This window comes from Pseudomonas sp. NCIMB 10586 (assembly GCF_023127895.1).
Classification (GTDB): Bacteria; Pseudomonadota; Gammaproteobacteria; order Pseudomonadales; family Pseudomonadaceae; genus Aquipseudomonas; species Aquipseudomonas synxantha_A.
Genome location: NZ_SPKQ01000050.1, coordinates 155,344 through 179,393 on the forward strand (window position 1 = coordinate 155,344; position 24,050 = coordinate 179,393).

Annotated in this window: 20 protein-coding genes; 10 read left to right on the forward strand and 10 right to left on the reverse strand. The window is 58.7% G+C overall.

The genetic code is table 11. The features are described from left to right. Window positions 1–101 precede the first annotated feature (101 nt). Window positions 102–977, reverse strand: a complete 876-nt coding sequence (locus E4P01_RS24305) for an AraC family transcriptional regulator (RefSeq protein ID WP_216092084.1) — start codon at window positions 975–977, stop codon at window positions 102–104. A 136-nt stretch (window positions 978–1,113) separates the two neighbouring features. Between E4P01_RS24305 and E4P01_RS24310 the strand changes: the two genes are divergently transcribed. Then, complete coding sequence (locus tag E4P01_RS24310; protein WP_032879555.1) at window positions 1,114–2,016, forward strand: DMT family transporter; 903 nt, start codon at window positions 1,114–1,116, stop codon at window positions 2,014–2,016. A 14-nt stretch (window positions 2,017–2,030) separates the two neighbouring features. On the opposite strand, the gene norR is transcribed toward E4P01_RS24310, so the two are convergent. Next, window positions 2,031–3,575, reverse strand: coding sequence for a nitric oxide reductase transcriptional regulator NorR (norR, locus tag E4P01_RS24315; protein ID WP_148852672.1), 1,545 nt, complete (start codon window positions 3,573–3,575; stop codon window positions 2,031–2,033). A gap of 147 nt (window positions 3,576–3,722) precedes the next feature. On the opposite strand from norR, the gene hmpA reads away from it, so the two are divergent. From hmpA to queC, 8 genes are all read left to right on the forward strand, one after another. Next, complete coding sequence (hmpA, locus tag E4P01_RS24320; RefSeq protein ID WP_216092083.1) at window positions 3,723–4,904, forward strand: NO-inducible flavohemoprotein; 1,182 nt, start codon at window positions 3,723–3,725, stop codon at window positions 4,902–4,904. A gap of 221 nt (window positions 4,905–5,125) precedes the next feature. Further along, window positions 5,126–5,632, forward strand: a complete 507-nt coding sequence (locus E4P01_RS24325) for a disulfide bond formation protein B (RefSeq protein ID WP_216092082.1) — start codon at window positions 5,126–5,128, stop codon at window positions 5,630–5,632. A 792-nt stretch (window positions 5,633–6,424) separates the two neighbouring features. Continuing rightward, the gene (cyoA, locus tag E4P01_RS24330) at window positions 6,425–7,366 is read left to right on the forward strand and encodes a ubiquinol oxidase subunit II (protein WP_005791256.1); all 942 of its coding nucleotides are present in this window, start codon (window positions 6,425–6,427) and stop codon (window positions 7,364–7,366) included. A gap of 3 nt (window positions 7,367–7,369) precedes the next feature. Beyond that, window positions 7,370–9,388, forward strand: a complete 2,019-nt coding sequence (gene cyoB / locus E4P01_RS24335) for a cytochrome o ubiquinol oxidase subunit I (RefSeq protein ID WP_005791254.1) — start codon at window positions 7,370–7,372, stop codon at window positions 9,386–9,388. 3 nt (window positions 9,389–9,391) lie between these two features. Further along, window positions 9,392–10,018, forward strand: coding sequence for a cytochrome o ubiquinol oxidase subunit III (locus E4P01_RS24340; RefSeq protein ID WP_005791252.1), 627 nt, complete (start codon window positions 9,392–9,394; stop codon window positions 10,016–10,018). Beyond that, window positions 10,018–10,353: a cytochrome o ubiquinol oxidase subunit IV gene (gene cyoD, locus E4P01_RS24345; RefSeq protein ID WP_003194051.1), complete on the forward strand. Its 336-nt coding sequence runs from the start codon at window positions 10,018–10,020 to the stop codon at window positions 10,351–10,353. The genes E4P01_RS24340 and cyoD overlap by 1 nt, the downstream gene beginning before the upstream one ends. A gap of 11 nt (window positions 10,354–10,364) precedes the next feature. Continuing rightward, a complete protein-coding gene (gene cyoE, locus E4P01_RS24350) occupies window positions 10,365–11,252 on the forward strand; it encodes a heme o synthase (protein ID WP_005791249.1) in 888 nt (295 codons plus the stop codon). 167 nt (window positions 11,253–11,419) lie between these two features. Continuing rightward, the gene (queC, locus tag E4P01_RS24355; protein ID WP_032879562.1) at window positions 11,420–12,118 is read left to right on the forward strand and encodes a 7-cyano-7-deazaguanine synthase QueC; all 699 of its coding nucleotides are present in this window, start codon (window positions 11,420–11,422) and stop codon (window positions 12,116–12,118) included. A 141-nt stretch (window positions 12,119–12,259) separates the two neighbouring features. Here the strand turns inward: queC and E4P01_RS24360 are convergent, their stop codons facing one another. Both E4P01_RS24360 and E4P01_RS24365 read right to left on the reverse strand, forming a co-directional pair. Beyond that, complete coding sequence (locus E4P01_RS24360; RefSeq protein ID WP_032879563.1) at window positions 12,260–13,138, reverse strand: queuosine precursor transporter; 879 nt, start codon at window positions 13,136–13,138, stop codon at window positions 12,260–12,262. Further along, window positions 13,125–13,730: a helix-turn-helix transcriptional regulator gene (locus tag E4P01_RS24365; protein ID WP_005791243.1), complete on the reverse strand. Its 606-nt coding sequence runs from the start codon at window positions 13,728–13,730 to the stop codon at window positions 13,125–13,127. The genes E4P01_RS24360 and E4P01_RS24365 overlap by 14 nt, the downstream gene beginning before the upstream one ends. Window positions 13,731–13,942: 212 nt before the next feature. On the opposite strand from E4P01_RS24365, the gene E4P01_RS24370 reads away from it, so the two are divergent. Continuing rightward, window positions 13,943–15,037 carry a pyridoxal phosphate-dependent aminotransferase gene (locus tag E4P01_RS24370; RefSeq protein ID WP_216092081.1) on the forward strand — a complete coding sequence of 365 codons (1,095 nt, stop codon included), beginning with the start codon at window positions 13,943–13,945 and terminating at the stop codon, window positions 15,035–15,037. Between the two features lie 102 nt (window positions 15,038–15,139). Here the strand turns inward: E4P01_RS24370 and E4P01_RS24375 are convergent, their stop codons facing one another. From E4P01_RS24375 to E4P01_RS24400, 6 genes are all read right to left on the reverse strand, one after another. Continuing rightward, the gene (locus E4P01_RS24375; RefSeq protein ID WP_032879566.1) at window positions 15,140–15,856 is read right to left on the reverse strand and encodes a hypothetical protein; all 717 of its coding nucleotides are present in this window, start codon (window positions 15,854–15,856) and stop codon (window positions 15,140–15,142) included. Between the two features lie 94 nt (window positions 15,857–15,950). Continuing rightward, window positions 15,951–17,204 carry an aspartate aminotransferase family protein gene (locus E4P01_RS24380; protein WP_216092080.1) on the reverse strand — a complete coding sequence of 418 codons (1,254 nt, stop codon included), beginning with the start codon at window positions 17,202–17,204 and terminating at the stop codon, window positions 15,951–15,953. 114 nt (window positions 17,205–17,318) lie between these two features. Next, window positions 17,319–18,332, reverse strand: a complete 1,014-nt coding sequence (locus tag E4P01_RS24385; RefSeq protein ID WP_216092079.1) for a diguanylate cyclase — start codon at window positions 18,330–18,332, stop codon at window positions 17,319–17,321. Between the two features lie 409 nt (window positions 18,333–18,741). Further along, window positions 18,742–20,643, reverse strand: a complete 1,902-nt coding sequence (locus tag E4P01_RS24390) for an alkaline phosphatase D family protein (protein WP_248130151.1) — start codon at window positions 20,641–20,643, stop codon at window positions 18,742–18,744. Between the two features lie 445 nt (window positions 20,644–21,088). Then, window positions 21,089–23,317 (reverse strand): ATP-binding protein, encoded by a 2,229-nt coding sequence (locus E4P01_RS24395; RefSeq protein ID WP_216092078.1) that lies wholly within the window; start codon window positions 23,315–23,317, stop codon window positions 21,089–21,091. Then, the gene (locus E4P01_RS24400; RefSeq protein WP_032879575.1) at window positions 23,314–23,928 is read right to left on the reverse strand and encodes a biliverdin-producing heme oxygenase; all 615 of its coding nucleotides are present in this window, start codon (window positions 23,926–23,928) and stop codon (window positions 23,314–23,316) included. The genes E4P01_RS24395 and E4P01_RS24400 overlap by 4 nt, the downstream gene beginning before the upstream one ends. Between the last annotated feature and the right edge of the window lie 122 nt (window positions 23,929–24,050).

Here is a 24,050-nt window from a genome sequence, read left to right on the forward strand (position 1 = left end):
CGGCGTTCATCGACTCTTCTGATAACCCTCTATCCACCTCATTCATGCGCCATCTTCACGCCACAGGCGGTGGCCAAGGCGACGACGCTGAGCTTGATGGCCTAGGCGCGTAATGCCTGGCGGTATTCGCCCGGGGTGGCCCCCAAGGCCTGGCGAAAGCGCTGGTTGAAATGGCTGGCGCTGGAAAAACCGCACCTCAAAGCCACTTCACCCAGGGGCAGCGTGCTGCTGCGCAGCAGGGTCTTCGCCCGCGCCAGACGGCGTGCCAGCAGGTACTGATGGGGCGGCACGCCGAAACTCTGACGGAACATCCGGGCGAAATGGTATTCCGACAGCGCGCACATCGATGCCAACTGGCCGAGGCTGATGGAGTCTTCGACATGGTGGTCGATGTACTCCACCAGACGCCGCCGTTGGTGCGCCGCCAGCCCGCCTTTGAGGCGCAGGCCCTCGCGTACGCCGACCTGGTTGAGCAGGGTGTGGCTGAGCAACTCATGGGCCAGGCTGCTGGTCAGCAAGCACTCTGCGGGTTCGAGCCAGTTGAGGCTAATCAGCTGGTGAAAGCGCCGGGCCTGGCGGGCGTCTTCAAGGAAGGTCGTCTCACGCAACTGCAATTCCCGCGGCTCGCGGTCCAGCAGGGTGACGCAGCCGAGGGCAAATTGCTCCGGGCTGAAATACACGTGGGCCAGGCGAATCTCGCCATTGATCACCCACGCCGACTGGTGCTCGGCCGGCAGAATGCACAATTTGTCGGGGCCGCCCTTGGTACCCGGTCGGTCGCGACGAAAGGTGCCCGTGCCGCCGCCGATATAGCAGGACAAGGTGTGATGGCTGGGCGCCTGATAGTCCTGGGCATCGTGGTGGTTGCTCCACACGGCCGCAGACAAACCGTCACCGAGCTCGGCGCAGGCTTCCAGGCGTGCGTGGGGCGAGCGGTTGAGGGATTGAAAGACGTGCAGCGATTCCAGCTCTGGCATGGTGTGTTCTCCGACGCCTTGCATCCTACTCCCGGCGGCGAGCGCTGTGAGCCCGTCACCCGACAAAAGCGCAAGAATGTGCAAGAACCTCAGGGCGATTAACCGCAACACTGTGGCTCAATCGTCGGAGCCTGCTATGAACCTCTTCTTGTACTTACTCACGGTGCTGATTTGGGGTACCACCTGGATCGCGCTCAAATGGCAACTGGGCGTGGTGGCGATTCCCGTGTCGATTGTCTATCGCTTCGGCCTGGCGGCGCTGGTGCTGTTCGCGCTGTTGCTGCTCAGCCGCAAATTGCAGGTGATGAACCGCCGCGGGCACCTGATTTGCCTGGCCCAAGGGCTGTGCCTTTTCTGCGTCAACTTCATGTGCTTTCTCACCGCCAGCCAGTGGATCCCCAGTGGCCTGGTCGCCGTGGTGTTTTCCACGGCGACCTTGTGGAATGCCCTGAATGCCCGGGTGTTTTTCGGCCAGCGGGTTGCACGTAACGTATTGACGGGCGGCGCGCTGGGGCTGCTGGGCCTGGGCTTTCTGTTCTGGCCGGAACTGGCCGGGCATACCGCCAGCCCGCAGACCTTGCTCGGGCTGGGCCTGGCGCTGCTGGGAACGCTGTGTTTTTCGGCGGGCAATATGCTGTCGAGCCTGCAACAGAAGGCCGGGCTCAAACCGTTGACCACCAATGCCTGGGGCATGGCCTATGGGGCAGCCATGTTGGCGACCTATTGCGCAGTGCGTGGAATTCCCTTCGAGATGGACTGGAGCGCACGGTATATCGGTGCGCTGTGGTACCTGGTGATCCCGGGCTCGGTGATTGGGTTTACCGCCTACCTCACCCTGGTCGGCCGCATGGGGCCGGAAAAAGCGGCATATTGCACCGTGCTGTTTCCGGTGGTGGCGTTGAATGTGTCTGCATTCGCCGAGGGCTACCAGTGGACGGCGCCGGCGTTGGTGGGGCTGGTGCTGGTGATGTTGGGGAATGTATTGGTGTTTCGTAAACCCAAACCGGTAAACCCGGTTTTCCAAGCGAAACACATTTAACCGAGTTGCCTGGTCTATTTCAGGCCCAGGCGCTTGGCCATGCGCCCAAGGTTGGCGCGGTCCAGGCCCAGTTCGCGGGCGGCGCCGGCCCAGTTGTGCTGATGACGTTCCAGACAGGCGCTGATGATCTGGCGCTGATAGTGCTCGGTGGCCTGGCGCAGGTCGCCAGTGGCGATGGGCGCGGCTTGCACTGGTACATCAATCACCGCTGCACTGATGTCAGGCAAGTCCAGGTCCTGGGCGCTCAGGCTGAGAATCTTCGGGCGTTCGCGACAGTTGCCCAAGGCTTTGAGCGCGCTACGTCCGATCAGGTGTTCCAGTTCGCGCACATTGCCCGGCCAGTTGTAAGCCAGCAGCGCCGCCTGGGCGTCACTGGTCAGGCGCAAGCTACCCAGGCCCATGCGCGACCGGTTCTGTTCGAGGAAAAAGCCTGCCAATAGCAGCACATCCCGTCCGCGCTCACGCAGCGCCGGCACTTGCAGCGGGTACACGCTCAGGCGATGGTAGAAATCGGCGCGGTAGCGGCCATTGCGCACCTCTTCGGCAAGGTCGCGGTTGGTGGCGGCAATCAGGCGCACGTCCACCTGGTGTTCCTTGTCCGAGCCCAGGCGCTGCAACTGGCCGCTTTGCAATACGCGCAGCAGCTTGGCCTGCACGCTCAATGACAGTTCACCCACTTCGTCCAGGAACAACGTGCCGCCGTTGGCCAGTTCGAATTTGCCCCGTCGCTCATTCAACGCGCCGGTGAAAGCACCGCGCACATGGCCGAACAGCTCGCTCTCTACCAGGGTTTCCGGTAGCGCGGCGCAATTGAGGCTGATCATCGGCTTGTCGGCACGCGATGACGCGGCATGGATCGCCTGGGCCACCAGTTCCTTGCCGACCCCGGTTTCGCCGGTGATCAGCACGGTCAGGTCGCTGCCGCCCACCAGCTTGATTTCCTCGACCAGCCGTTTGTGCGCTTTGCTCTGGCCGATCATTTCCTTGTGCTGCTGACCGCTGGCCTGGCGATAGATTTCGGCGCGCTGGTGCTCGTCCTCGGCCCGTAGCGCCAGGCGCTCAATGCGTTCAGCCACATTGACCGTGGCCGCGGCCAGGCTGGCGAAGGCTTGCAGCGCGTCCAGTTCGACCCGCTCAAAGCGTTCGTTGTCGAGGGCGTCAAGGGTCAGCAGGCCCCAGGGCTGGTCGTCGATAAACAGCGGGCAGCCCATGCAGTCGTGGACTTCAAGGTGGCCGTGCAAGCCAGCGACCAAGCCGTCATAGGGGTCGGGCAATTGGCTGTCGCTGTCGAAGCGGGTAGGGCCGGGGCTGCTGAGCAATATTTCAAAGCGCGGGTGTTCGCTGATCTTGAAACGGCGGCCCAGGGTATCGGCGCTCAAGCCATCCACCGCCAGCGGCACCAGCCATTCGCCATCCAGGCGCAGCAGCGCGGCGGCATCACACGGCAGCAGGGCGCGCATGGCTTGCAGCAGGCGGCGGTAGCGCTCGCCTTCGGGCAATTCGCGGGACAGGTCGGCGACCAGCGGCAGCAGGGCGGTGAGCAGCGATTTTGCAGTCATAATGACTCCTTGTAGTCGATATGACTATAAAGCGTAAGAAGTCATATTGACTACAAAATACTTAAGATGTTGAAAATTAAGGATTTATTAGTTGGCACGAATACTGACTACCTAAAGGTAATGAGTAAAAAGACCCAGGAGTCTGCCATGCTAAGTGCCCAAGACCGTGCCATCGTCAAATCCACTGTGCCCCTGCTGGAAAGCGGCGGCGAAGCACTGATTACCCACTTCTACCGCATGATGCTGTCCGAGTATCCCGAAGTCCGCCCGCTGTTCAACCAGGCCCACCAGGCCAGCGGCGACCAGCCCCGGGCCTTGGCCAATGGCGTGCTGATGTATGCGCGGCATATCGACCAGTTGGACCAGTTGGGTGACCTGGTGGCCAAGATCATCAACAAGCACGTGGCCTTGCAGATCCTGCCGGAGCATTACCCGATTGTGGGTGCCTGCTTGCTGCGGGCTATTTCCGAAGTGCTGGGCAGCGAGATTGCCACCCCTCAGGTGATGAGTGCCTGGGGCGCGGCCTACGGCCAGTTGGCGGACATTTTGATCGGTGCCGAAGCGGCCATCTACGACGAAAAAGCCCAGGCGCCCGGCGGCTGGCGGGGGGCGCGACCATTCCTGTTGGTCAAGCGTGTGGAGGAGAGTGACGAGATCATCTCCTTCTATTTCGCCCCAGTGGACAATGGCCCGATCCTGGCTGCCGAGCCCGGCCAGTACATCGGCCTGAAGTTGGTCCTCGACGGCGAAGAGGTGCGTCGCAACTATTCCCTGTCGGCCCTCACTGATACCGGCATGTACCGCATCAGCGTCAAGCGCGAAGCCGGCGGGCGAGTGTCCAACTACCTGCATGACCAGATGCACGTTGGCGCGACGGTTGACCTGTTTCCACCGTCGGGCGAGTTCACCCTGGCTGCCAGCGATAAGCCGCTGGTGCTGATCAGCGGCGGGGTGGGCATTACGCCAACCCTGCCGATGCTCGAAGCAGCCCTGGCGAGCGAGCGGCCGGTGCACTTTATTCACTGTGCGCGTAATGGCGGGGTGCATGCGTTCCGTGACAGGGTGGACACCCTGGCGGCCAAGCACCCGCAGCTCAAGCGCTTCTACTGCTACGCCGAGGATGATGGTATCAGCCCGGCGGCGGACAAGATCGGGATGCTCAATCAGGAGCAACTGGCGGCCTGGTTGCCCGAAGACCGTGATATCGATGCGTACTTCCTGGGGCCCAAGGGCTTCATGGCGGCGATCAAGCGTCACCTCAAGGCCCTGGGTGTGCCGGATAAGCAGGCTCGCTATGAGTTCTTCGGCCCGGCGGCGGCGCTTGAATAGATTTTAGCCCATTGACCGTATCGGCATCATCGCGGGCAAGCCCGGCTCCCACATTGGAATGCGTTCTCTGTGGGAGCCGGGCTTGCCCGCGGTGGCGTCCGCATAATCACTACATTTACCATGATTAATCCGCTGTTAACCCCTCTCTGTTTTAACCACTGCCTGTGTGTAAACTTGTTGCCATCAGGCACAACCATAATCAGAGAAAGGGAAAGACGGGGATGATTGACTACATGCGTTTGGGCAGGGAGCGGCGCTTTCTGGTGTTGCTGGGCATTATCTGCCTGGCGCTGATTGGCGGCGCGCTGTACATGCAAGTGGTGCTGGGCGAAGCGCCGTGCCCGCTGTGTATCCTGCAACGCTATGCCTTGCTGCTGATTGCGGTCTTCGCGTTTATCGGTGCCGCCATGCGCACCAAAGGCGCGGTGACCTTCTTTGAAGGGTTGGTGGTGCTCAGCGCCTTGGGTGGCGTGGCGGCCGCCGGCCACCATGTGTACACCCAGTTCTTTCCTCAGGTCAGCTGCGGCATCGATGTGTTGCAACCGATCGTCGATGATCTGCCCCTGGCCAAAGTGTTTCCCCTGGGATTCCAGGTCGATGGTTTCTGCAGCACCCCCTACCCGCCGATCCTCGGCCTGTCCCTGGCCCAATGGGCGCTGGTGGCGTTCGTGCTGACAGTGATCCTGGTACCCCTGTGTATCTACCGCAACCGTCATCCCAAAGCCTGACCCCTCGCAGCGACAAAACGCTCCGGCCTTCTTGAGTAGGCCGGAGCGTTTTGGTTTGTAGGGATTTGTGAAAGCGCTGTGACGAGGGGCAACTTAAGGTGCGCGCAGCGTGCGACATGTTGTCACACGGACGCTGTCGCAGGACGTTTCTGACCCGCCGAATCGACCCTTAAATTTGCACCCGGCGCACAAATTGTGCTGTCAGTTCGTGGGCCTGGCCGTGCCGTGACGGGCGCGAGTCTGGAGAGCTTGATGGATCTGCGAATCCCTTGGTTTATGGGCGCTTGCATCCATTGGTCATGCCCTTACAGGCAGTAAGGGAAGTGGCAATCTGCCCAATAACACGGCAATTTTTGTGGTTTTTGTTGAGAATCGAACGCGATAAGATCGCGAATCTTTGCAACTTTGGTGAAGGATTGTTGCTGGAATCGATAAAAATTATTTCTTTATAAGACATGGTTTATACATCGCTAGCTAACTACAATCGCCCGCACTGAATGTCCGGTGCTGTTCAATATTTGAGCATTGGAGCGGTCGAGGAGCAGATGGAAGGCTCTGTGCGACCCCAGGTTCCGGCAGCCTTTCAACTATCCGCACCAAATGGAATTGGTCTGTAACAAGGCCTTTAGCCACGAAATCGAATAAGAACTCACTGCAGGTCCGTGAAACGTACAGTTATGACGTGTCGGGCAGGCTCTTATTCAATCGAAGAGAAATGCCAACCCTTGGCAGGGTGAAGTGTTGGCGATCAAAACCCAACTGCATTGCGCAAGCTGCTTTAGAGGTCGTGAGATGAGTAAAAACAGGTACCCCCGATTACTAGGCTTTTTGCCGCTGCTTGGCATGTTTTTAATGCTGGGAGGCTGCAAGTGGACCTTGCTCGACCCAAAAGGACAGGTCGGTCTGGATGAACGAAACCTGATCATCACCGCTACCCTGCTGATGTTGCTGGTTGTGGTTCCTGTGATCGTGATGACCTTCGCCTTCGCCTGGAAATACCGCGCGTCCAACACCAGCGCCACCTACGCGCCGAAGTGGTCGCACTCCACCAAGATCGAAATCGCGGTGTGGCTGGTCCCGATCCTCATCATTATCGCCCTGGGTTACATCACCTATAAGTCGACCCACGCTCTGGACCCGTACCGTCCACTGGAATCCGACGTGAAGCCTGTGAACATCCAAGTGGTCGCGCTGGATTGGAAGTGGCTGTTCATCTACCCGGACCTGGGTATCGCCACCGTCAACGAGATCCGCTTCCCGGAGCACACCCCGCTTAACTTCCGGATCACCTCCGACGCCGTGATGAACTCGTTCTTCATCCCTGCACTGGGTGGCCAGATTTACGCGATGGCAGGCATGCAGACCCGCCTGCACCTGATCGCCAACCAGAAAGCTGAAATGGAAGGCATCTCCGCCAACTACAGCGGCGCTGGCTTCACCGGCATGAAATTCAAAGCGATCTCGACAAGCCAGGAAGATTTCGACGCCTGGGTAGCTGCAGTCAAGGCCGCACCTAAACAGCTTGATCAAGCTGAATACGACGCCCTGACCAAACCAAGCCAGAACAACCCTGTCGCCTTGTACTCCGCGTATGAGCCGGACCTGTTTCAGAAAATCGTCGACAAGTACGAAGGTATGAAGCCAGGCAAGCCGGTCAAGCACGAGAAGAAAGAAGTGGCCGCGGTCGAAGGTTCTGATACAGGCGCGCATTCAACTGCTGGGGCAGAGGAGTAAACGATGTTTGGTAAATTAAGTTGGGACGCGGTCCCATTCCACGAGCCGATCGTGATGGTGACCATCGCCATGATCGCGCTGGGTGGTCTGGCACTGGTTGCGGGTATTACGTACTTCAAGAAGTGGTCCTACCTGTGGACCGAGTGGCTGACCTCGGTCGACCACAAGAAAATCGGCGTCATGTACGTCATCGTTGCCATGGTCATGCTGCTGCGTGGTTTTGCCGACGCCATCATGATGCGTACCCAGTTGGCCATGGCCACCGAGGGTTCGCCTGGCTACCTGCCACCTGAACACTATGACCAGATCTTCACCGCCCACGGTGTGATCATGATCATCTTCATGGCGATGCCATTCTTCACCGGCTTGATGAACCTTGCCTTGCCGCTGCAGATTGGTGCGCGTGACGTTGCCTACCCGTTCCTGAACTCCCTGAGCTTCTGGCTGCTGGTTTCCGGCGTGGTGCTGATCAACGTTTCCCTGGGCGTCGGCGAATTTGCCAAGACCGGTTGGGTTGCGTATCCGCCATTGTCGGGCTTGCAATACAGTCCGGGCGTGGGTGTGGACTACTACATCTGGGCCCTACAGTTATCAGGACTCGGGACGACATTGACGGGGGTCAACTTCCTGGCCACCGTCCTGAAAATGCGCGCCCCTGGCATGAAACTGATGGACATGCCGATCTTCACCTGGACCTGCACCTGGGCAAACGTGCTGATCGTGGCTTCGTTCCCGATCCTTGCCGCTACCATGGCGCTGCTGTCGCTTGACCGTTACCTGGATTTCCACATTTTCACCAATGAACTTGGTGGCAATCCAATGATGTACGTGAACCTGTTCTGGGCATGGGGTCACCCTGAGGTGTACATCCTGATCCTGCCAGCGTTCGGTATCTTCTCCGAAGTGATCTCGACCTTTACCGGCAAGCGCCTGTTCGGTCACCACTCGATGGTCTACGCATCGGGCGCGATCTCCGTACTGGGCTTCATGGTGTGGCTGCACCACTTCTTCACCATGGGCTCGGGGGCCAGCGTCAACGCCTTCTTCGGCCTGGCGACGATGCTGATTTCCATCCCGACGGGGGTGAAGCTATTCAACTGGCTGTTCACCATCTACCACGGTCGTCTGCGCATGACCAGCCAGGTCCTGTGGACCCTGGGCTTCATGGTGACCTTCGCCATTGGCGGCATGACCGGCGTACTGCTGGCCATCCCGGGTGCTGACTTCGTGTTGCACAACAGCCTGTTCGTGATCGCGCACTTCCACAACGTGATCATCGGTGGTGCGGTATTCGGCTACATCGCTGGTTTCAGCTTCTACTTCCCGAAAGCGTTCGGCTTCAAGCTGCACGAAGGCTGGGGCAAGGCTGCATTCTGGTTCTGGATCTCGGGCTTCTTCGTCGCGTTCATGCCGCTCTATGCACTGGGCTTCATGGGCATGACCCGTCGTCTGAACGCCACCACCAACCCTGAGTGGGTACCGTACCTGTACGTTGCCATGTTCGGTGCGGTGATGATCGCTGTGGGCATCGCCTGCCAGTTGATCCAGCTGTACGTCAGTGTGCGTGATCGCAAGAAGAACATGTGCGAGTCCGGCGACCCATGGAACGGCCACACCCTGGAATGGTCGACCTCGTCGCCACCACCGTTCTACAACTTCGCTGTGATCCCGACTGCGAACACCATTGATGCCTTCACCGAAGCCAAGGAAGACGGTACTGCGTACCAGAAGCCCAAGCACTACGAGCCGATCCACATGCCAAACAACACCGCCACTGGCGTGGTGATGGGTGCGCTGTTGACCGTGTTCGGTTTCGCGATGATCTGGCACATCTGGTGGCTGGCAATCGCGAGCCTGGTGGGCACTATCGGTTACTTCATCATTCACGCTGCCCGTGATGATCAAGGCTACATGGTGCCGGTCGAAACGATCGAACGCATCGAAGCCGAGCAGCACGCTCGCCTGGTAGCCGAGAAGAAGATTCCGGCCAACCGTGTAGAAACCTCGTTGGAACAGGCTTAAACCATGTCGAACTTAGTGACCAATGCTGGACACGCCCATGTCGATGACCATGGGCACGATGACCATCACCACGACTCGGGGCCAATAACCGTCTACGGTTTCTGGCTCTACCTGATGACCGACTGCATCTTGTTTGCGTCGATCTTCGCGGTGTACGCGGTACTGGTAAACAACGTAGCGGGTGGCCCGTCGGGCCACGACATCTTCGAACTGCCTTACGTGCTCGGCGAAACCGCCTTGCTGTTGTTCAGTTCGATCACCTACGGCTTCGCCATGTTGGCCTTCTACAAAGGCAACAAGAAGGGCGTGCTGACCTGGCTGGGCCTGACCTTCCTGTTCGGCCTGGGCTTTATCGGCATGGAGATCAACGAGTTCCACCTGCTGATCTCCGAAGGCTACGGTCCTAGCCGTTCCGGTTTCCTGTCGGCGTTCTTCACGCTGGTCGGCACCCACGGTCTGCACGTAACCGCAGGTTTGCTGTGGATGGCGGTGATGATCTATCAGGTCAACAAACACGGCCTGACCAACACCAACAAGACCCGCCTGAGCTGCCTGAGCCTGTTCTGGCACTTCCTGGACGTGGTCTGGATCTGCGTATTCACCGTCGTTTACTTGATGGGGACTCTGTAATGGCTAATGCACACTCCCATGACAGCCACGATTCGAGCCACGGCAGCGTAAAGTCTTACGCTATCGGCTTCATCCTGTCGGTCATCCTGACCCTGATCCCGTTCGGCCTGGTGATGTACCCAACCTTGCCGAAGTCGATCACCTTGATGATCGTCCTGGCGTTCGCGGTGATTCAGGTCCTGGTGCACCTGGTGTACTTCCTGCACCTGGATCGCTCCAAAGAGCAGCGCGAGAATGTGATCGCGTTTGTGTTCGCAGGCCTGGTGATCGTTCTGCTGGTTGGTCTGTCGCTGTGGATCATGTTCAGCATCCACACCTACATGATGGCGAAGTGAGGTAAGACCCGATGTCGCTTAAGCACTTTATCCAAATCACCAAACCGGGGATCATTTTCGGTAACGTGCTTTCTGTGGCGGGCGGTTTCTTCCTGGCCTCCAAGGGACATGTCGATCTGGCCATCTTCCTGGCTGCGATGATCGGTACGTCCCTGGTGGTTGCTTCCGGATGCGTGTTCAACAACTGCATCGACCGTGACATCGACATCAAGATGGAACGCACCAAGAATCGAGTGCTGGTCCAGGGGCTTATTTCCCTGAAGCTGGCGCTGATCTTCGCGACCATCCTGGGTGTTGCGGGCGTAGTGTTGTTGTACAAGGTGGCCAACCCGTTGGCGGCGCTGTTTGCCGTGATCGGTTTTGTCATCTATGTCGGCCTCTACAGCCTGTACCTCAAGCGCAAGTCGGTTCACGGCACGCTGGTGGGCAGCCTGTCGGGGGCGATGCCGCCGGTGATTGGTTATGTGGCTGTAACCAATAGCTTCGACATGGCCGCGCTGGTGCTGCTGGTGATGTTCAGCCTGTGGCAGATGCCGCATTCCTACGCCATCGCGATTTTCCGCTTCAATGACTACCTGGCTGCGTCGATTCCGGTATTGCCGGTCAAGCGTGGTATCCAGGTGGCCAAGAAACACATCCTGCTCTACATCCTGGCCTTCCTCGTGGCGACCTTGATGTTGACCTTCAGTGGCTACGCCGGCATGAGCTACCTCGCCGTAGCCGCCGCCATGGGCATGTACTGGTTGTACATGGCCTGGACCGGTTACAAGGCGGTGGACGACACCGTCTGGGCGCGCAAGCTCTTCGTGTTCTCGATCTTCACCATCACCGCGCTCAGCGTGATGATGTCCCTGGATTTCCAGGTACCGAAAGAGCTGTTGCTGACCTACGCGCACTGAGTGGTCTTGCAGTAAAAAAGCCCCGCCTTCGAAAGACGCGCGGGGTTTTTTATTGAGCGCTGCGCTAAACCGGATACGCTGCGTTATCGTTGACGTTTTTCGTGAGCAAGGGCTAGCCGCCCGCCTCGCTCCTACACCCCAATTCTACAAATGCAGGAAGCAATGCAATGAGTAAAAAAGCCGTGATGGTCTTCAGTGGCGGGCAGGACTCGACCACCTGCCTGATCCAGGCATTGAAGCAGTATGACGAAGTGCACTGCATCACCTTCGATTATGGTCAGCGCCATGTGGCGGAAATCGAAGTGGCCCGCAAGTTGGCCAAGCAATTGGGCGCCACCGTGCACAAAGTGATGGATGTGTCGCTGCTCAATGAGCTGGCGATCAGCAGCCTCACCCGTGACAACATTCCGGTACCGACCGTTAACAGCTCAGGCGAAAGCCTGCCGAGCACTTTCGTGCCGGGCCGCAATATCCTGTTCTTGACCCTGGCTGCGATCTACGCCTACCAGGTCAAGGCCGAGGCCGTGATTACCGGTGTGTGCGAAACCGACTTCTCGGGCTACCCCGATTGCCGTGACGAGTTCGTCAAGGCATTGAACCAGGCCCTCAAGCTGGGCATGGAATACGACGTGAGCCTCGACACCCCGTTGATGTGGCTGAACAAGGCCGAAACCTGGGCCCTGGCCGATTACCACAACCAACTGGAACTGGTGCGCGAGCAGACGCTGACCTGCTACAACGGCGTCATTGGCTCCGGCTGCGGCAACTGCGATGCGTGCAACCTGCGTGCCCGGGGCTTGAATGACTACCTGCAAAACAAGGCGGATGTCATGCAGAGCCTGAAGCACAAGTTGCAACTGAAGTAACCGCATCCAAGGCCCGCCAGGCTCTACCTGATGTATGAAGTCCAAATGTGGGAGGGGGCTTGCTCCCGATAGCGGTGTCGAGGCAAATACATTCTTAGCTGACCCACCACCATCGGGAGCAAGCCCCCTCCCACATAGGTTTCATGTGTTGGCAGTGGTCAGGTAGCGCTTGAACAACGAGCGCGCCCCATAGGCAGGCAGGATGTTGAAGAACGCAAAACCGACTTTGATCGCAATCTGCACATAGATCATGCTCAGGATATCGCTGGTCTGCATGGCGCCGTAGAAGGCAATAAAGCAGAACAGAAAACTGTCGATGATCACCGCAAAGAAGGTGCTGAAGAAAATCCGCAGGTACAGGTACCTGGAGTTGGTCAGCTCTTTGATCTTGCACAGCAGATAGGAATTTATATTCTCCGAGACCAGGAACGACACCGAAGAGGCAACCAGCACCGACGACACCTGCAGGATCACGTCGTTATACGGCCCATCGAGTTTCCAGCCCGGCAGCCCCGGCAGGAACGTTGAGCCATACAACAGGATGATGATCATCGCGTTGCTGGCAAACGCAAACATAATGGCTCGCCGGGCCAGGCGCAGGCCGAAGTTCTCGTTCAGCAGATCCACAATCAAGAAGGTCAGCGGGTACAAAAAAGTCCCCGGCGTCACAATGATGCCCATGGATTCCAGGTAGATCGGTTTGGTCGCGGCGATGCTGGTGAAGATGTAAAACGTGAACAGCAACAGGTTCAGGATGATGTAGATCATCCACGAGTTTTCATTGCGGTCGTTAATGTCGTAGGCGGTGAGTGCTCCTGCTTGTGAATAGAACTTCTTGTAGAGGTTCTTGATTTCCAGCTTGTTGAAGTTGTCCATCATTTCGCTGTTGAGCACCTCACTGAGCTTGATTTTGACGACCTTGCCCGTGGCGATCACCATGATCACCGCCAGGCGCTTGTCATTTTCAAAGCCCAGCAACTTGTATTTGCTGTTTTCCACGGCGCCTTCAAAGGTTGTCATTGAAGCGCTCCTCAAGAATATCGCCGATGACGCACAAGCGGTCTGAGTTGCCGCAGGGTTCAAGGGTGATGAACAGCTTCTTGGTGGCGCGGTCGTACACCAGCTTTTCTTTATCGTCGCTCGATGCGCCTTTCTGCACGATCAGCAAGTCCCCCGGCTCATTGATGCCGGGAATCGCATGCTCCAGGCGAACGCCGATCAAGTTGCAGGAGTTGCCGAAGTAGTAAGTCAGTGGGTAAAGCGTGGCCAGTTCGCCGATGCGCTTGCCCAGGTTCTGCATCAGCAGGCTTTCCTTGAGCACAGGCACTGCCGCCGGGTTCTTGTTGCCCAGGGGGGAAACATTGCTTTCGATGACTTCCTTGGCTTCAAAGTTGACGGTCTCGATTTCTTCGTACGAAACGCCGAAGAAATCAGAGATCTTGCGAATGGTCGACTGTTGCACTTTGACGACCTTGCCTTCCAGGATGTTGTAGATGGTCGTCCTGGTCACGCCGGCGGCATTGCTTAACGAAAGCTGGGTTTCGCCACGACTTTTGATCAAGTACTTGATATTGCTCTTCAAGTGCTCGGTTTTTTCTCGTCTGTGTATCAAGTGCTCACCACTTCCATTTAGTCATCAGTCCATACCCGGCAGAACGTCTAGTTCCAGGCCCGCGGCAGCGCAAGTGTTGCATGGGCTCGCGTTGACAATAAAGTACTGAGTGCAGGGATACGTCCCGACGCTAAATCAGGCAACTGCTTTCTCGTCATACCGTTATATCCGACCTGTGCGAATCTCTCGCACTTCGACAAGGAGTAGTCACCATGGTCAGCTTCAGCCGTAGGTCCCTTCTCGCGCTTGGGGCGGCGTTACCTGTACTTGGCCAGCTGGATTGGGCGGTTGCCAGCCCGGTGCCGGCTCAATCCGACAAGGTACGGCTCAACTACAACGAAAGCCCCTACGGCCCTTCAGACGCCGCCCGTGAGGCGATGCAGCGAGCGATTGCAGCGTCTGGGCGCTATCCCTACCCGGACATGTACGCCTTGGCCGCGCAGTTTGCCCACCAGCAGGGGGTTGCCGAAGAAAACGTCGCGGTGTTTGCCGGCTCGATGGCGGCCCTGCGTTTTGCGGTGCTGGCGTTTACCAGCCAAACCCGTAGCCTGGTCATGGCGACACCGTCCTATGAACTTGTGCGTCAGGCGGCCGAGTCGATCAAGGCACCGGTGCATGAAGTGAACCTCGACGCCGGTCATGCCCATGATGTACCGGCCATGCTCGCGGCAGACCCACAGGCCGGCATGTTGTACCTGTGCAACCCCAACAACCCCACCGGCACCCTGACCCCTACCGAGGCCATCCGCCAAGCCTTGGCGAACAAACCCAAAGGCAGCGTGCTGGTGGTGGACGAGGCGTATATCGACTTCTGCGATGCACCCAGCTGTGTGAGTTGGGTCAACGACCACGACGATCTGTTGGTGCTGCGTACGTTCTCGAAAATCTACGGCATGGCCGGAGCGCGTCTGGGGCTGGCAATCGGTCATCCGGCGCTGCTGGAGCGGCTGGCGGTGTTCGGCGGTGACAACGTTCCGGCCGCTGCCAGCCTATTCGGCGCACGTGCCAGCCTGGAGGACGCCACGTTGGTGGGCCAGCGCAAAGCGCTCAATGCCAGGTTGCGTGATGAGACAGTCGCCTGGCTCAAAGGCCGGGGCTTTAGCTGCACGGCTTCCCAGAGCAATTGCTTCATGATCGATGTAAAGCAACCAGCTGAGCAGGTGGTTGAGCGGCTGGCCGCACAGAATGTGCTGGTGGGGCGCGTATGGCAGAACTGGCCGCAATGGGTGCGGGTGACAGTGGGCAACCAGCAGGAGATGGAACGCTTTCGCGAGGTGTTTGCCGCGCAGATCGCGCCTGTTGGCTGAAACATTACCTGCAGCCAGCCATGACTGTGGCGAGGGAGCAAGCTCCCTCGCCACAGTGTGCTATCTCTTGAACGTGATGTTTAGTCCAGCGGTGTTGCCGCGTTACTGCTGGGCAATGCTGTAGCCGGCAAACGCTGTCTGCTGCTGCAGCGCAGTAATCACACTTTTGCGGCTCAACGGCTGTTCATTACCGGCGTTATCCACAAAGCTTTCCACTTCCAGTTCGGCCTCGTCGCCTTCACCGACGAAGTTGAACCCCAGGAACTCGAATGCTTCGCGGTCCACGCTGAGTCTGGAGCGCGGTGTGCGCAGCGGCAGGGTGACGCTGATGCCATCCTTGCTGATCACGAACACCTCGGCTTCTTTCTTGGCACGTGCTGCCTTGCCCTTGCCGGCACTTGGGTTGCTGATGGCCTGATGCGACTGGTTCAGCACCTTGAGGGCCAGGCCATAGACCAGTTCCTGAAACTGGGGATCGTCCTTGAAGCTGGACAGGATGCGGCTGATCGAGAACTTGCTGCTCAGGTCTTCGAGGGCGGCGTTATCGGCGGCTTCGGCGTCCTTCAATTGTTTGAGCTGGCCCATCAGGTCGTAGGCTTTGTCATCGTCGAAGGCGTCATGGGCCTGGCGGATGGCGATGCGCAGCTCGCGGATCTGGTCGCTTTCCTTGGAGGTATGAAACGCGTCCAGCACCATCTCGCTGATGATCTTGGCCGCTGGCACATGCTGTGAAAGATTGATGGCGTTTTCGTATTCGGCTTTGGCATGCAAGGCGGTTACGGATTCTTCGGCGGATTCTGCGGTGTAGGAATCAGGCATTAAAATTTCACTGCGTAGTAAACGGGGAGACAAAAACGTCGGGCATTTTCGGCGGGGTGGGGGATCAGGTCAAGACAGGTTCGGGCAGGTGACGTTATTGGTCCAGTTGCGCGAAGCACGCCTGGAGAATATCCAGGCCCTCCTCCAGCACCCAAGGCTCGATGGTCAACGGTGCCAGCAAGCGCACAATGTGCCGCGACTTGCCGCTGGGCATCAACAGCAAGCCGGCGTCTCGCGCCAAGCCCAGCAACTGAGTGAGTTGCCTGGAGGCCGGAGTGCCATCGACATTCACCAGTTCAATACCACGCATGGCGCCGACGCCGGTGAGGCGGCCCAGGTAGGGCGACAGTTGTTGTGAGCGCCAGCTTTCATGGCGGCTGACAATGGCCGCCTCCTGCTGTGCCCCCCAAGCTTGCAGGTGTTCATCGGTCATCGCCTCAAGGGTAGCCAGTGCCGCCGCGCAGGCGATGGGGTTGCCGGAGTAGGTGCCGCCGAGGCCGCCCTTGGGCAGGTTGTCCATCAGCGCCTTGCGCCCCACCACAGCACCCAACGGCACGCCGCCAGCGATGCTTTTGCCGAGCAGCAACAGATCCGGTTCGATGCCCAGGCGCGAAAAGGCAAAGCGCTGCCCCGTGCGACCAAAGCCGGACTGGATCTCATCGACAATCAGCAGAATGTTGTGCTCGTCGCAAAAGCACCGCAGGGCTTGGGCAAACTCGATATCGAGAGCGAGGAAACCGGCTTCGCCCTGCACCGGCTCGATGATGAAACAGGCCACATCGTTTACGTCGATTTCCACGCTGAACAGACGGTCCATCGCCTTCAGCGCTTCGGCGCAGGTCACGCCGTTATCGACACTGGGGTACGGCAGGTGATACACCGGGCCAGGCAGTACGCCGACCTTCTGCTTGTAGGGCGCCACCTTGCCATTGAGGTTGAGGGTCGCCAGGGTTCGGCCGTGGAAGGCTCCATCAAAGGCGATCACCGCCGATCGCCCGGTGGCGCCGCGGACGATCTTCAACGCATTTTCCGCCGCTTCCGCGCCACTGTTGGTGAGCATGCCACTGACCGGGTAGTGCACCGGGATAAACGCCGTCAGGCGTTGCATCAACTCGATGTAGGGCGTATGCGGTGCGGCGTTGAATGCGTAGTGGGTAAGCCTGGTTGCTTGCTCGCGAATCGCCGCCACTACGCCCGGATGGCAATGGCCCAGGTTGAGCACGCCGATACCGCCGACAAAATCGATGTAGCGTTTGCCCGCGGTGTCCCACACCTCAGCGTTTTTACCGTGGCTGAGGCTGATGGGATGGACGATGGAAATCGATTGGCTGATGCTGGCGTGGCTCATGAATCGCGTACTCGACAAGGCTGGGCGTGGTTTATCTAAGCCGCGCACCGGGCCTTGCCGCAAACGAAATAAAGTCGCCGGGTCATTCCAAATCGGAAGGAGTGCTTGTCTGCATTAATCCGACACCCCATCTTTGCCAGCCGCCTTGGACCGATATAGCGCTCGGTCAGCCCTTGCCACCAGCGCGGCGGGAGACTCACCCATGCGCCGCTCTACAATCCCCAGGCTCAGGGTGACGTTGAGGTCGTTGACGATAGGCGACTGTTTGATTGCACGGCGAATCCTTTCGGCCAATTCCTTCGCCGTGTCCAGGTTGCTTGCGGGCAGCACCACCATGAACTCATCTCCGCCCCAGCGAGCCAGCAGGTCAGTTGTGCGTACGCAGCTTTCCAGACGTTCCGCCACCCCTATCAACGTCTGATCACCGACGCCGTGACCGTATCGGTCATTGACCGGCTTGAAGTCATCGATGTCCATCGCCACCAGCGCCAGGGGCACACGAAAGCGTTCGGCGCGGTCGCATTCTTCCAGCAGGCATTTTTCCAGGCGATAACGGTTGGCGATGCGCGTCAGCGCGTCGCGCTCGGCAAGGGAACGGTTTTCGTCCAGCTGTATCTGCAATTGTTGATTGACCCGCGATAGCTCAAGGGTACGTTCTGCCACCAGTGCTTCAAGGGATTGGTTGCGCTTTTGCAGGCGTTCAATGGAGCATTTACGCGTATGAATGTCGCGGTGCGCGCCCACCATGCGCGCCACTGAGTCGTCGGGGTTGCGTGCAATGATGTAGCCACGATCCTCGATCCACAGGTAAGTGCCGTCTTTTTTCCGGCAGCGGTATTCGGCGCGGTAAAGGGGCGAACGTTGACTGATGTAGTCATCAAACAACGCCATCACGCGCGGGTAATCCTCGCTATGGATCACGCTTTCCCAGGTGAACACGTTGTTTTCCAGCGAGTCTCGGGAGTAACCGAGCATTTCGTACCAGCCGGGGTTGCGGTAGACGTAGCCAGTCGTGGCGTTCCAGTCCCAGATCCCGTCACTGACCAGTTCCATGATGGCGTGCAGCAGGTCGGCGTTGAGTTCGGAAAAGTCATTGCGTAGTGGCTCGTTGCCGGGTGTATCGTCCATCAGCGCGCTCCCTGCAAGGGCTGGCTTCTAGGGGGCGTTCTCAATTAGTTTCCCCGTCGCGCCGGGTCTGCTGTTGTGCAGGGCAAGGCGCGAGAAGCGTGGTTTGGTCATTCCAAATAAGCTTCGAGCAACGCAGCCCTGCACAACAGCAGGCCCGGCCCTTCGGGTTGTGCCTTAAAGCGGGCCAGCCTGCGTTGCAGGCCTTGGAAAGGGAACAACCATTCCCAGCGGCCTGCGCCTTGCCTGGCCCGCTTTAAGGCGACAACGCGGCGGGGAAACTAATTGAGAACGCCCCCTAGGGGCCAGTTATTATTGGTGACGCCGATACTCCGTGGCTGGCGCTACTCTACCTCGCTGCTTGCACGGTTTGAATAGGGCGGATGTGCTGCTTTCGGATAGTGGCGTTTGGCTATGGTTCGGGCGCCAGCATCTTTGTTCGAGGCTTTCCATCCGCGTTGTGTTGGTAAATCTCATCCGGCTGGCCCTGTTCATTGAAAAACACCTGGCCAATTCCCGCGCTATTCCACAGCCGCTCACCCGCCTCGGCATGGTCCGGAATATACGGGACTACCTGCATGGTACGGCGGCGGGGAAACCAGTTGAGCGGCGAGCGTGGGGAATACAGCCAGCGGTTGAGACGGTCGAACCATTCCAGCAGGCGCGGCGGGAACTCATTCTTGATGCCGCTGCTGGTGATTTGCCAGATCCTCGGGCCGCCGTTGCGGTGACGGATCAGCACCTGGTAGACGAACGAGTAATGCACATCGCCGGAGAGGATCACGTAGTTACCGGGCGTGCGCGAGTGGCGGAAGATGTTCAGGATCACTTGGGCGGCGCCGCGATGAGCCATCCAGTTTTCGGCGTCCACCAGCAGTGGGAAGCCGCACCAACTGAAGACCTTTTGCACCGTTTCGATCAGCTTGACGCCAAAGATCGGCGCAGGCGAGACGATAATGGCCGACGGATGGTCGAGCAGCTCCTGTTGCAGTTCGCTCAAGGCTTCCCAGTCCAGCAGGCCGGAAGGTTGCTTGAGGGTAAATTCGCTGCGCCAGCGCCGAGTACGGGTATCGAGTACCACCAGGGCAGGGGTGGTGGGCAAAACGTAATGCCATTGCTGGAATTTCAGCAGCACCTCCAGCAGATCATCCTGGGCAGCAGCGTCCAGATGATTGCCCTGCGCCTGGCCAGTCAGTGCCTGGGTCTGGGTCAGCAGTTCGCCGAACACCTGGGGTTGGTTGCCCCAGCCCTGGCATAACAGGTACGCCAGCAAGGCATTGCCGATGATGCGTTTGGAGAAGGGATGGCCGTAGGCGGTTTGCTCCCACTGAGCGCTGAGGTTCCAATCGTCGGTGATGTCGTGATCATCGAAGATCATCAGCGTCGACAAGTGGGCGAACACCCGGGCTACCCCCGGCAAGCCGGTGCGCAATTGATCGATCTGCACTTGTTCGCGGGCATAACGCAGTTGTTCTTGCGCGCTCAGTTGCGGCGGTCGTGGTGTGATCAGCGTCCACGGGGTGGGCGACCAGACCAGCAGGTACATCGCGATGACTTCGGCGAAGGTCACCAGGTGATTGTCAGCGGTGCTGCTGGTGAAGATCGGCTTCTTCACGCCGCCGAAAAAGCGTTCGCGCAGGGTCTCGTTACTGTCCAGCGCCGGAAGCAGGTCGGCGCGGTGGTAATAGCTGGCGCGATGCCCATAGAGGCTGACGCTGTCGTCTACCACGGCGCCCTCCAGGAACTCGTCGAACAGGCCCAGGTGCGCGATCAGCGCATGGATGGCCCGCAGCATGGGCCCGGCGACATCGTCGGCGTAGACCTGGTCGCCGCTCATCATCAGCAAGGCGGGGCGTTCGAGCGGGGTGCGGGCCTGCGCCAACAGGCGGTCGACGCACAACAAACCTTCATCTGCACGGTGATGGGGTTTACGGCAGGAGCCATGTACCAAGTGGTTGATGCGGCTATGCAGCACGAAGCTCGGCGTTGTGGCGTCGGCATACAGCAAGTGCGGCGCCCATTGTGCGATGCCGATGCCGTCGACGATCAGGTCGTAACCGATGACCTCGTCCTGGGGCAGAGCGTCGCTCAGCGCTACATCGATCAAGTGGATAACGGCATGGCGCCCGACGGGCACGACTTGGCAGTGCGTTGCATCGAGCGGGATATTCAGCGTCTCGCCCTGGGGTAATTGCAGCCTCAAGCACAGTGGCAGGGCACGACTGCCCACCAACCAGATAACCAGGCGTTGCGGCTCCAGGCGCCGTAGCAGGGGGCCGGCGATGACGGCGGGCAGGGTGTCGGGTTGATGCATGAATAATGCAGCTCATACCAAGTTGAACTGGAGAGGGTAACGCAGAGGATGTCAGTGTTTCGTCAACAGAGTGCAACGCAGGGCGCTGCACTTATCGCTGGTGACTCGTAACGCTTTAAAGTTAAAGCACTTGGCCCTTTCCAAGGGAATCCAGGTTTGAATCTTTACGTTTTGTTGGTTGCGTATTTTGTTCCTGTTGGTTGCTGGCAACCGGCGAAGATGTTTGCGTAGGATTGACTGGGGACTGAGTGTTCTGTGTAGCACGCTCGATGTTGTAGCTGTGGAATGAACTACCGATGATCATGGTAAAACCCCTTACTCAATTGGAGGACTGTTGTCGCATCAATACTCCCTTTGAGTGCGCACTGATTGAGTGGAGTTGGCCGGGTTTTTCGTTCCCGGCCATAGGTAACCATATGTTTGGCTAGTAGGAATTTGGTGTGTCTCAAGCAGGCTTAGGCACCGTAAACCTGAATTCACTGCCGCGCCCCAATTCACTGTCGGCTTCGATCCGACCACCATGGGCCTGGACAATCCCCTGGGTGATATACAGCCCCAGCCCGCTGCCGGTGGGATTGTTCTCGGACTGGGTCCAATAGCGGTCGAACACATGGGGCAAATGATCCGGCGCAATGCCTTCACCGGAATCGCGTACCGAAAACACGATCTCTTCGCCGTTGCTCATGGCGCTGATACCGATGTTGCCCTGGCGGGGGGTGAATTTGATGGCGTTGCCGATCAGGTTCGACAGCACTTGGAACAAGCGCTCCGGGTCGGCGCTGATCTGCAGGCCAGGCTCGGCGTTGAACGACAGGTCGATACCTTTTTCCGAGGCCAGTGGCGACAGCAGCGAATATGCCTCTTCAAATATCTGGCTGACGTCCAGCGCAACCGGCTTGACCACATAGCGTCCGGCTTCGATTTTCGAGGTGTCGAGCAAGTCCTCCAGCAGCACATTCATGCGCCCGGCGGCCTGTTGCATGGTGTCGATGGCCGAGGAAATCCGCCGTGAGGTGTGTGGGCCGTCGGAGCTGAAGGCTTTCTGCATCATGCCGCAGAGCATGGAAATGACTGTCATCGGGTTGCGCAGGTCGTGGGAAACCACTGCGACCAGCTCGTCACGGGCACGCACCGCTTGTTGTTCGCGCAGCACCTGGCGGGCCAAGTCATTTTCCAGGGCCGAGCGGCGCAGGTCATTGGCGGCAAACAGGTCGCCGTGGCTCCACTTGGTGGAAATGCCGGCCATTTCCACTTTCCAGATTTCAAACGACGTGCGTGGGCGAAGGCGTAGGCCAGTGTCAGAAGTTTCCAGATTTAGCGGCTTGCTAGGGTCACCGCTCCAATTGATGTTCTCTTTGACTTCCGGGCGAAACCACAACACACCGTTATCCACAGGCTTGGGCAGGCTCATGGCGAGCACACCACTGGCCACCGCCTGATACTCGGCGGCCGGTGGGTAAACCGAAGCCAGGTTGTGGTTGGAAAATACCGGCTGGCCCAGCGTTTGCAGCCACTTGTGCAGCGCCCGGATTTGCGCTGGTTCCGGGCAGTTGCCGTAACGGTGCAACTGCTTGTCTTCGATGATCGCCACACCGCCCGACAAGGTCAGGTCCATCAGTTTTTTACCGTGGTGGGCCAGGCTGTCGAACACATTGTCGTCGCTGGCTTTCATCGCCCGATCAAGCAACGCCAGGGTTTCGACTTTCTCCTCTCGCTGGCGGCTTAACTCCAAGGCTTCCATGGCACTGATCTGCAACGACAGCACCTGACCGATGGTCTGGCAGGTCATACGCAGATCGTTCGGCACCAGCAGCGGCTCGCGGTTGCCGCAGCTGATCAGGCCCCAGAGTTTGTCGCCCTTCATCAGCGAAATACTCATGGACGACAACACGCCCATGTTCTGCATGTATTGGCAGTGAATCGGCGACACGCTGCGCAGGATAGCGAAGCTCAGGTCCAGCGGTTGGCCGGTGTCCGGGCGCAATTTTGGCAATAGCGGTACGGGTTCGTAGGACGCATTCGGGATGATCCGAAGCCAGTTGGTGCGATACAGCTCACGGGCTTGTTCGGGGATGTCGGACGCGGGGAAGAACAGGCCGTTGAATAATTCCATGGCCGGCGCCGAGGCTTCAGCGATTACCTGACCATGGCCTTCGTCTTCGAAGCGATAGATCAGCACTCGGTCATAACCGGTCATGGCCTGGATTTCATCCACGCTGATGGCGTACAGCGCTTGCAGTGTCTTGGCCGATTGCAGGCGTTGCAGCATTTTGCTCAGGTTGCTGGTGAGACCATTGCGTACCTGGGGTTTGAAATCCGCGAGCAAGGGTTCGAATTCCAACACCAGCACGTTCTGATGACGATGCAGCAAACCTTCGAACTGAGCACCGTTGAGCGTGACATGCAGGGGTGGGGCGTCGATAAAGGTATTGTGCTCGGCCATCGACTGCACCACCTGAGCGTGTTCACTGCCAATCAACGTGTGCAACGGTTGATTCAACAAGGCCTCGGGCGTGTGGCCGAACAAGGTGCCGACGTTGGCACTGACCTGAATGATGTTCAGCTCAGGCTCCGACAGCGTCAGCAACACGCCATGAGGCTGGATTGCCCCGGGGAAGCGGATGGGCTCGTCGGCACAGTTGGCAAGCAGCTCTTCAAAATCTTCGGGTTTCATAGCAGTACCTCCTGGCGTTCGAGCCATTGCTCAAAGCCGCTGAAAGTGGACCGGGCAGCCATCACTGCGCGCGCTCGAGCGCTCGCATCCAGTGGCTGATGAGCCAGGTAGTCGAGAAAGTCTTTCCAGCGCCGGCCGGTCTCGGCACCGTAGACATCGAGAAACGCACCGCCGTTGTCGGCTTCGATCGCCAGGCGTGACGCCATCTCCCGGCGTAATACCTGGCCGCCGAGCGTTGCACCTTCCAGTACATACAGGGCGCCGAGGCAAGCGGCAGGAGTGTCCAGCGCGGGGAGTTGGGTGCAGCGGGGAAGGGCATCGAGGGTGGGACTATCCAGGCCCAGGGCGCGCAGATCGTTGACCAGCGTCGGCGTTTTCACACGTGATGCAATGTCAATTCCATCTGGAATCAGGCCACCGTCGTACAGCGCCGCCTCCATGGGTTGATAAAAACCGTAGTACGCCTGCAGCAATCGCCGATACCACTGGGCATCCAGGCGTTCGGAAAAAAACGGCAAACGCTTTTCCAACGCGACATGCAACAGGCCGGTACCCGTGCGCAACGTTTCCAGCAAGGATGGCGCACCAACGTCATGGGCCTGTGAGTGCATTCAATGAGCTCGAACTGTGGGCCTGTCGGCCAGGAATGACGCATGAAAATGGGCGACAATTCTACACAACTCGTTGTCGTCAGCTGAGCGCAAGAAGCGAAAAGGCTGACCAGTGGATCAGA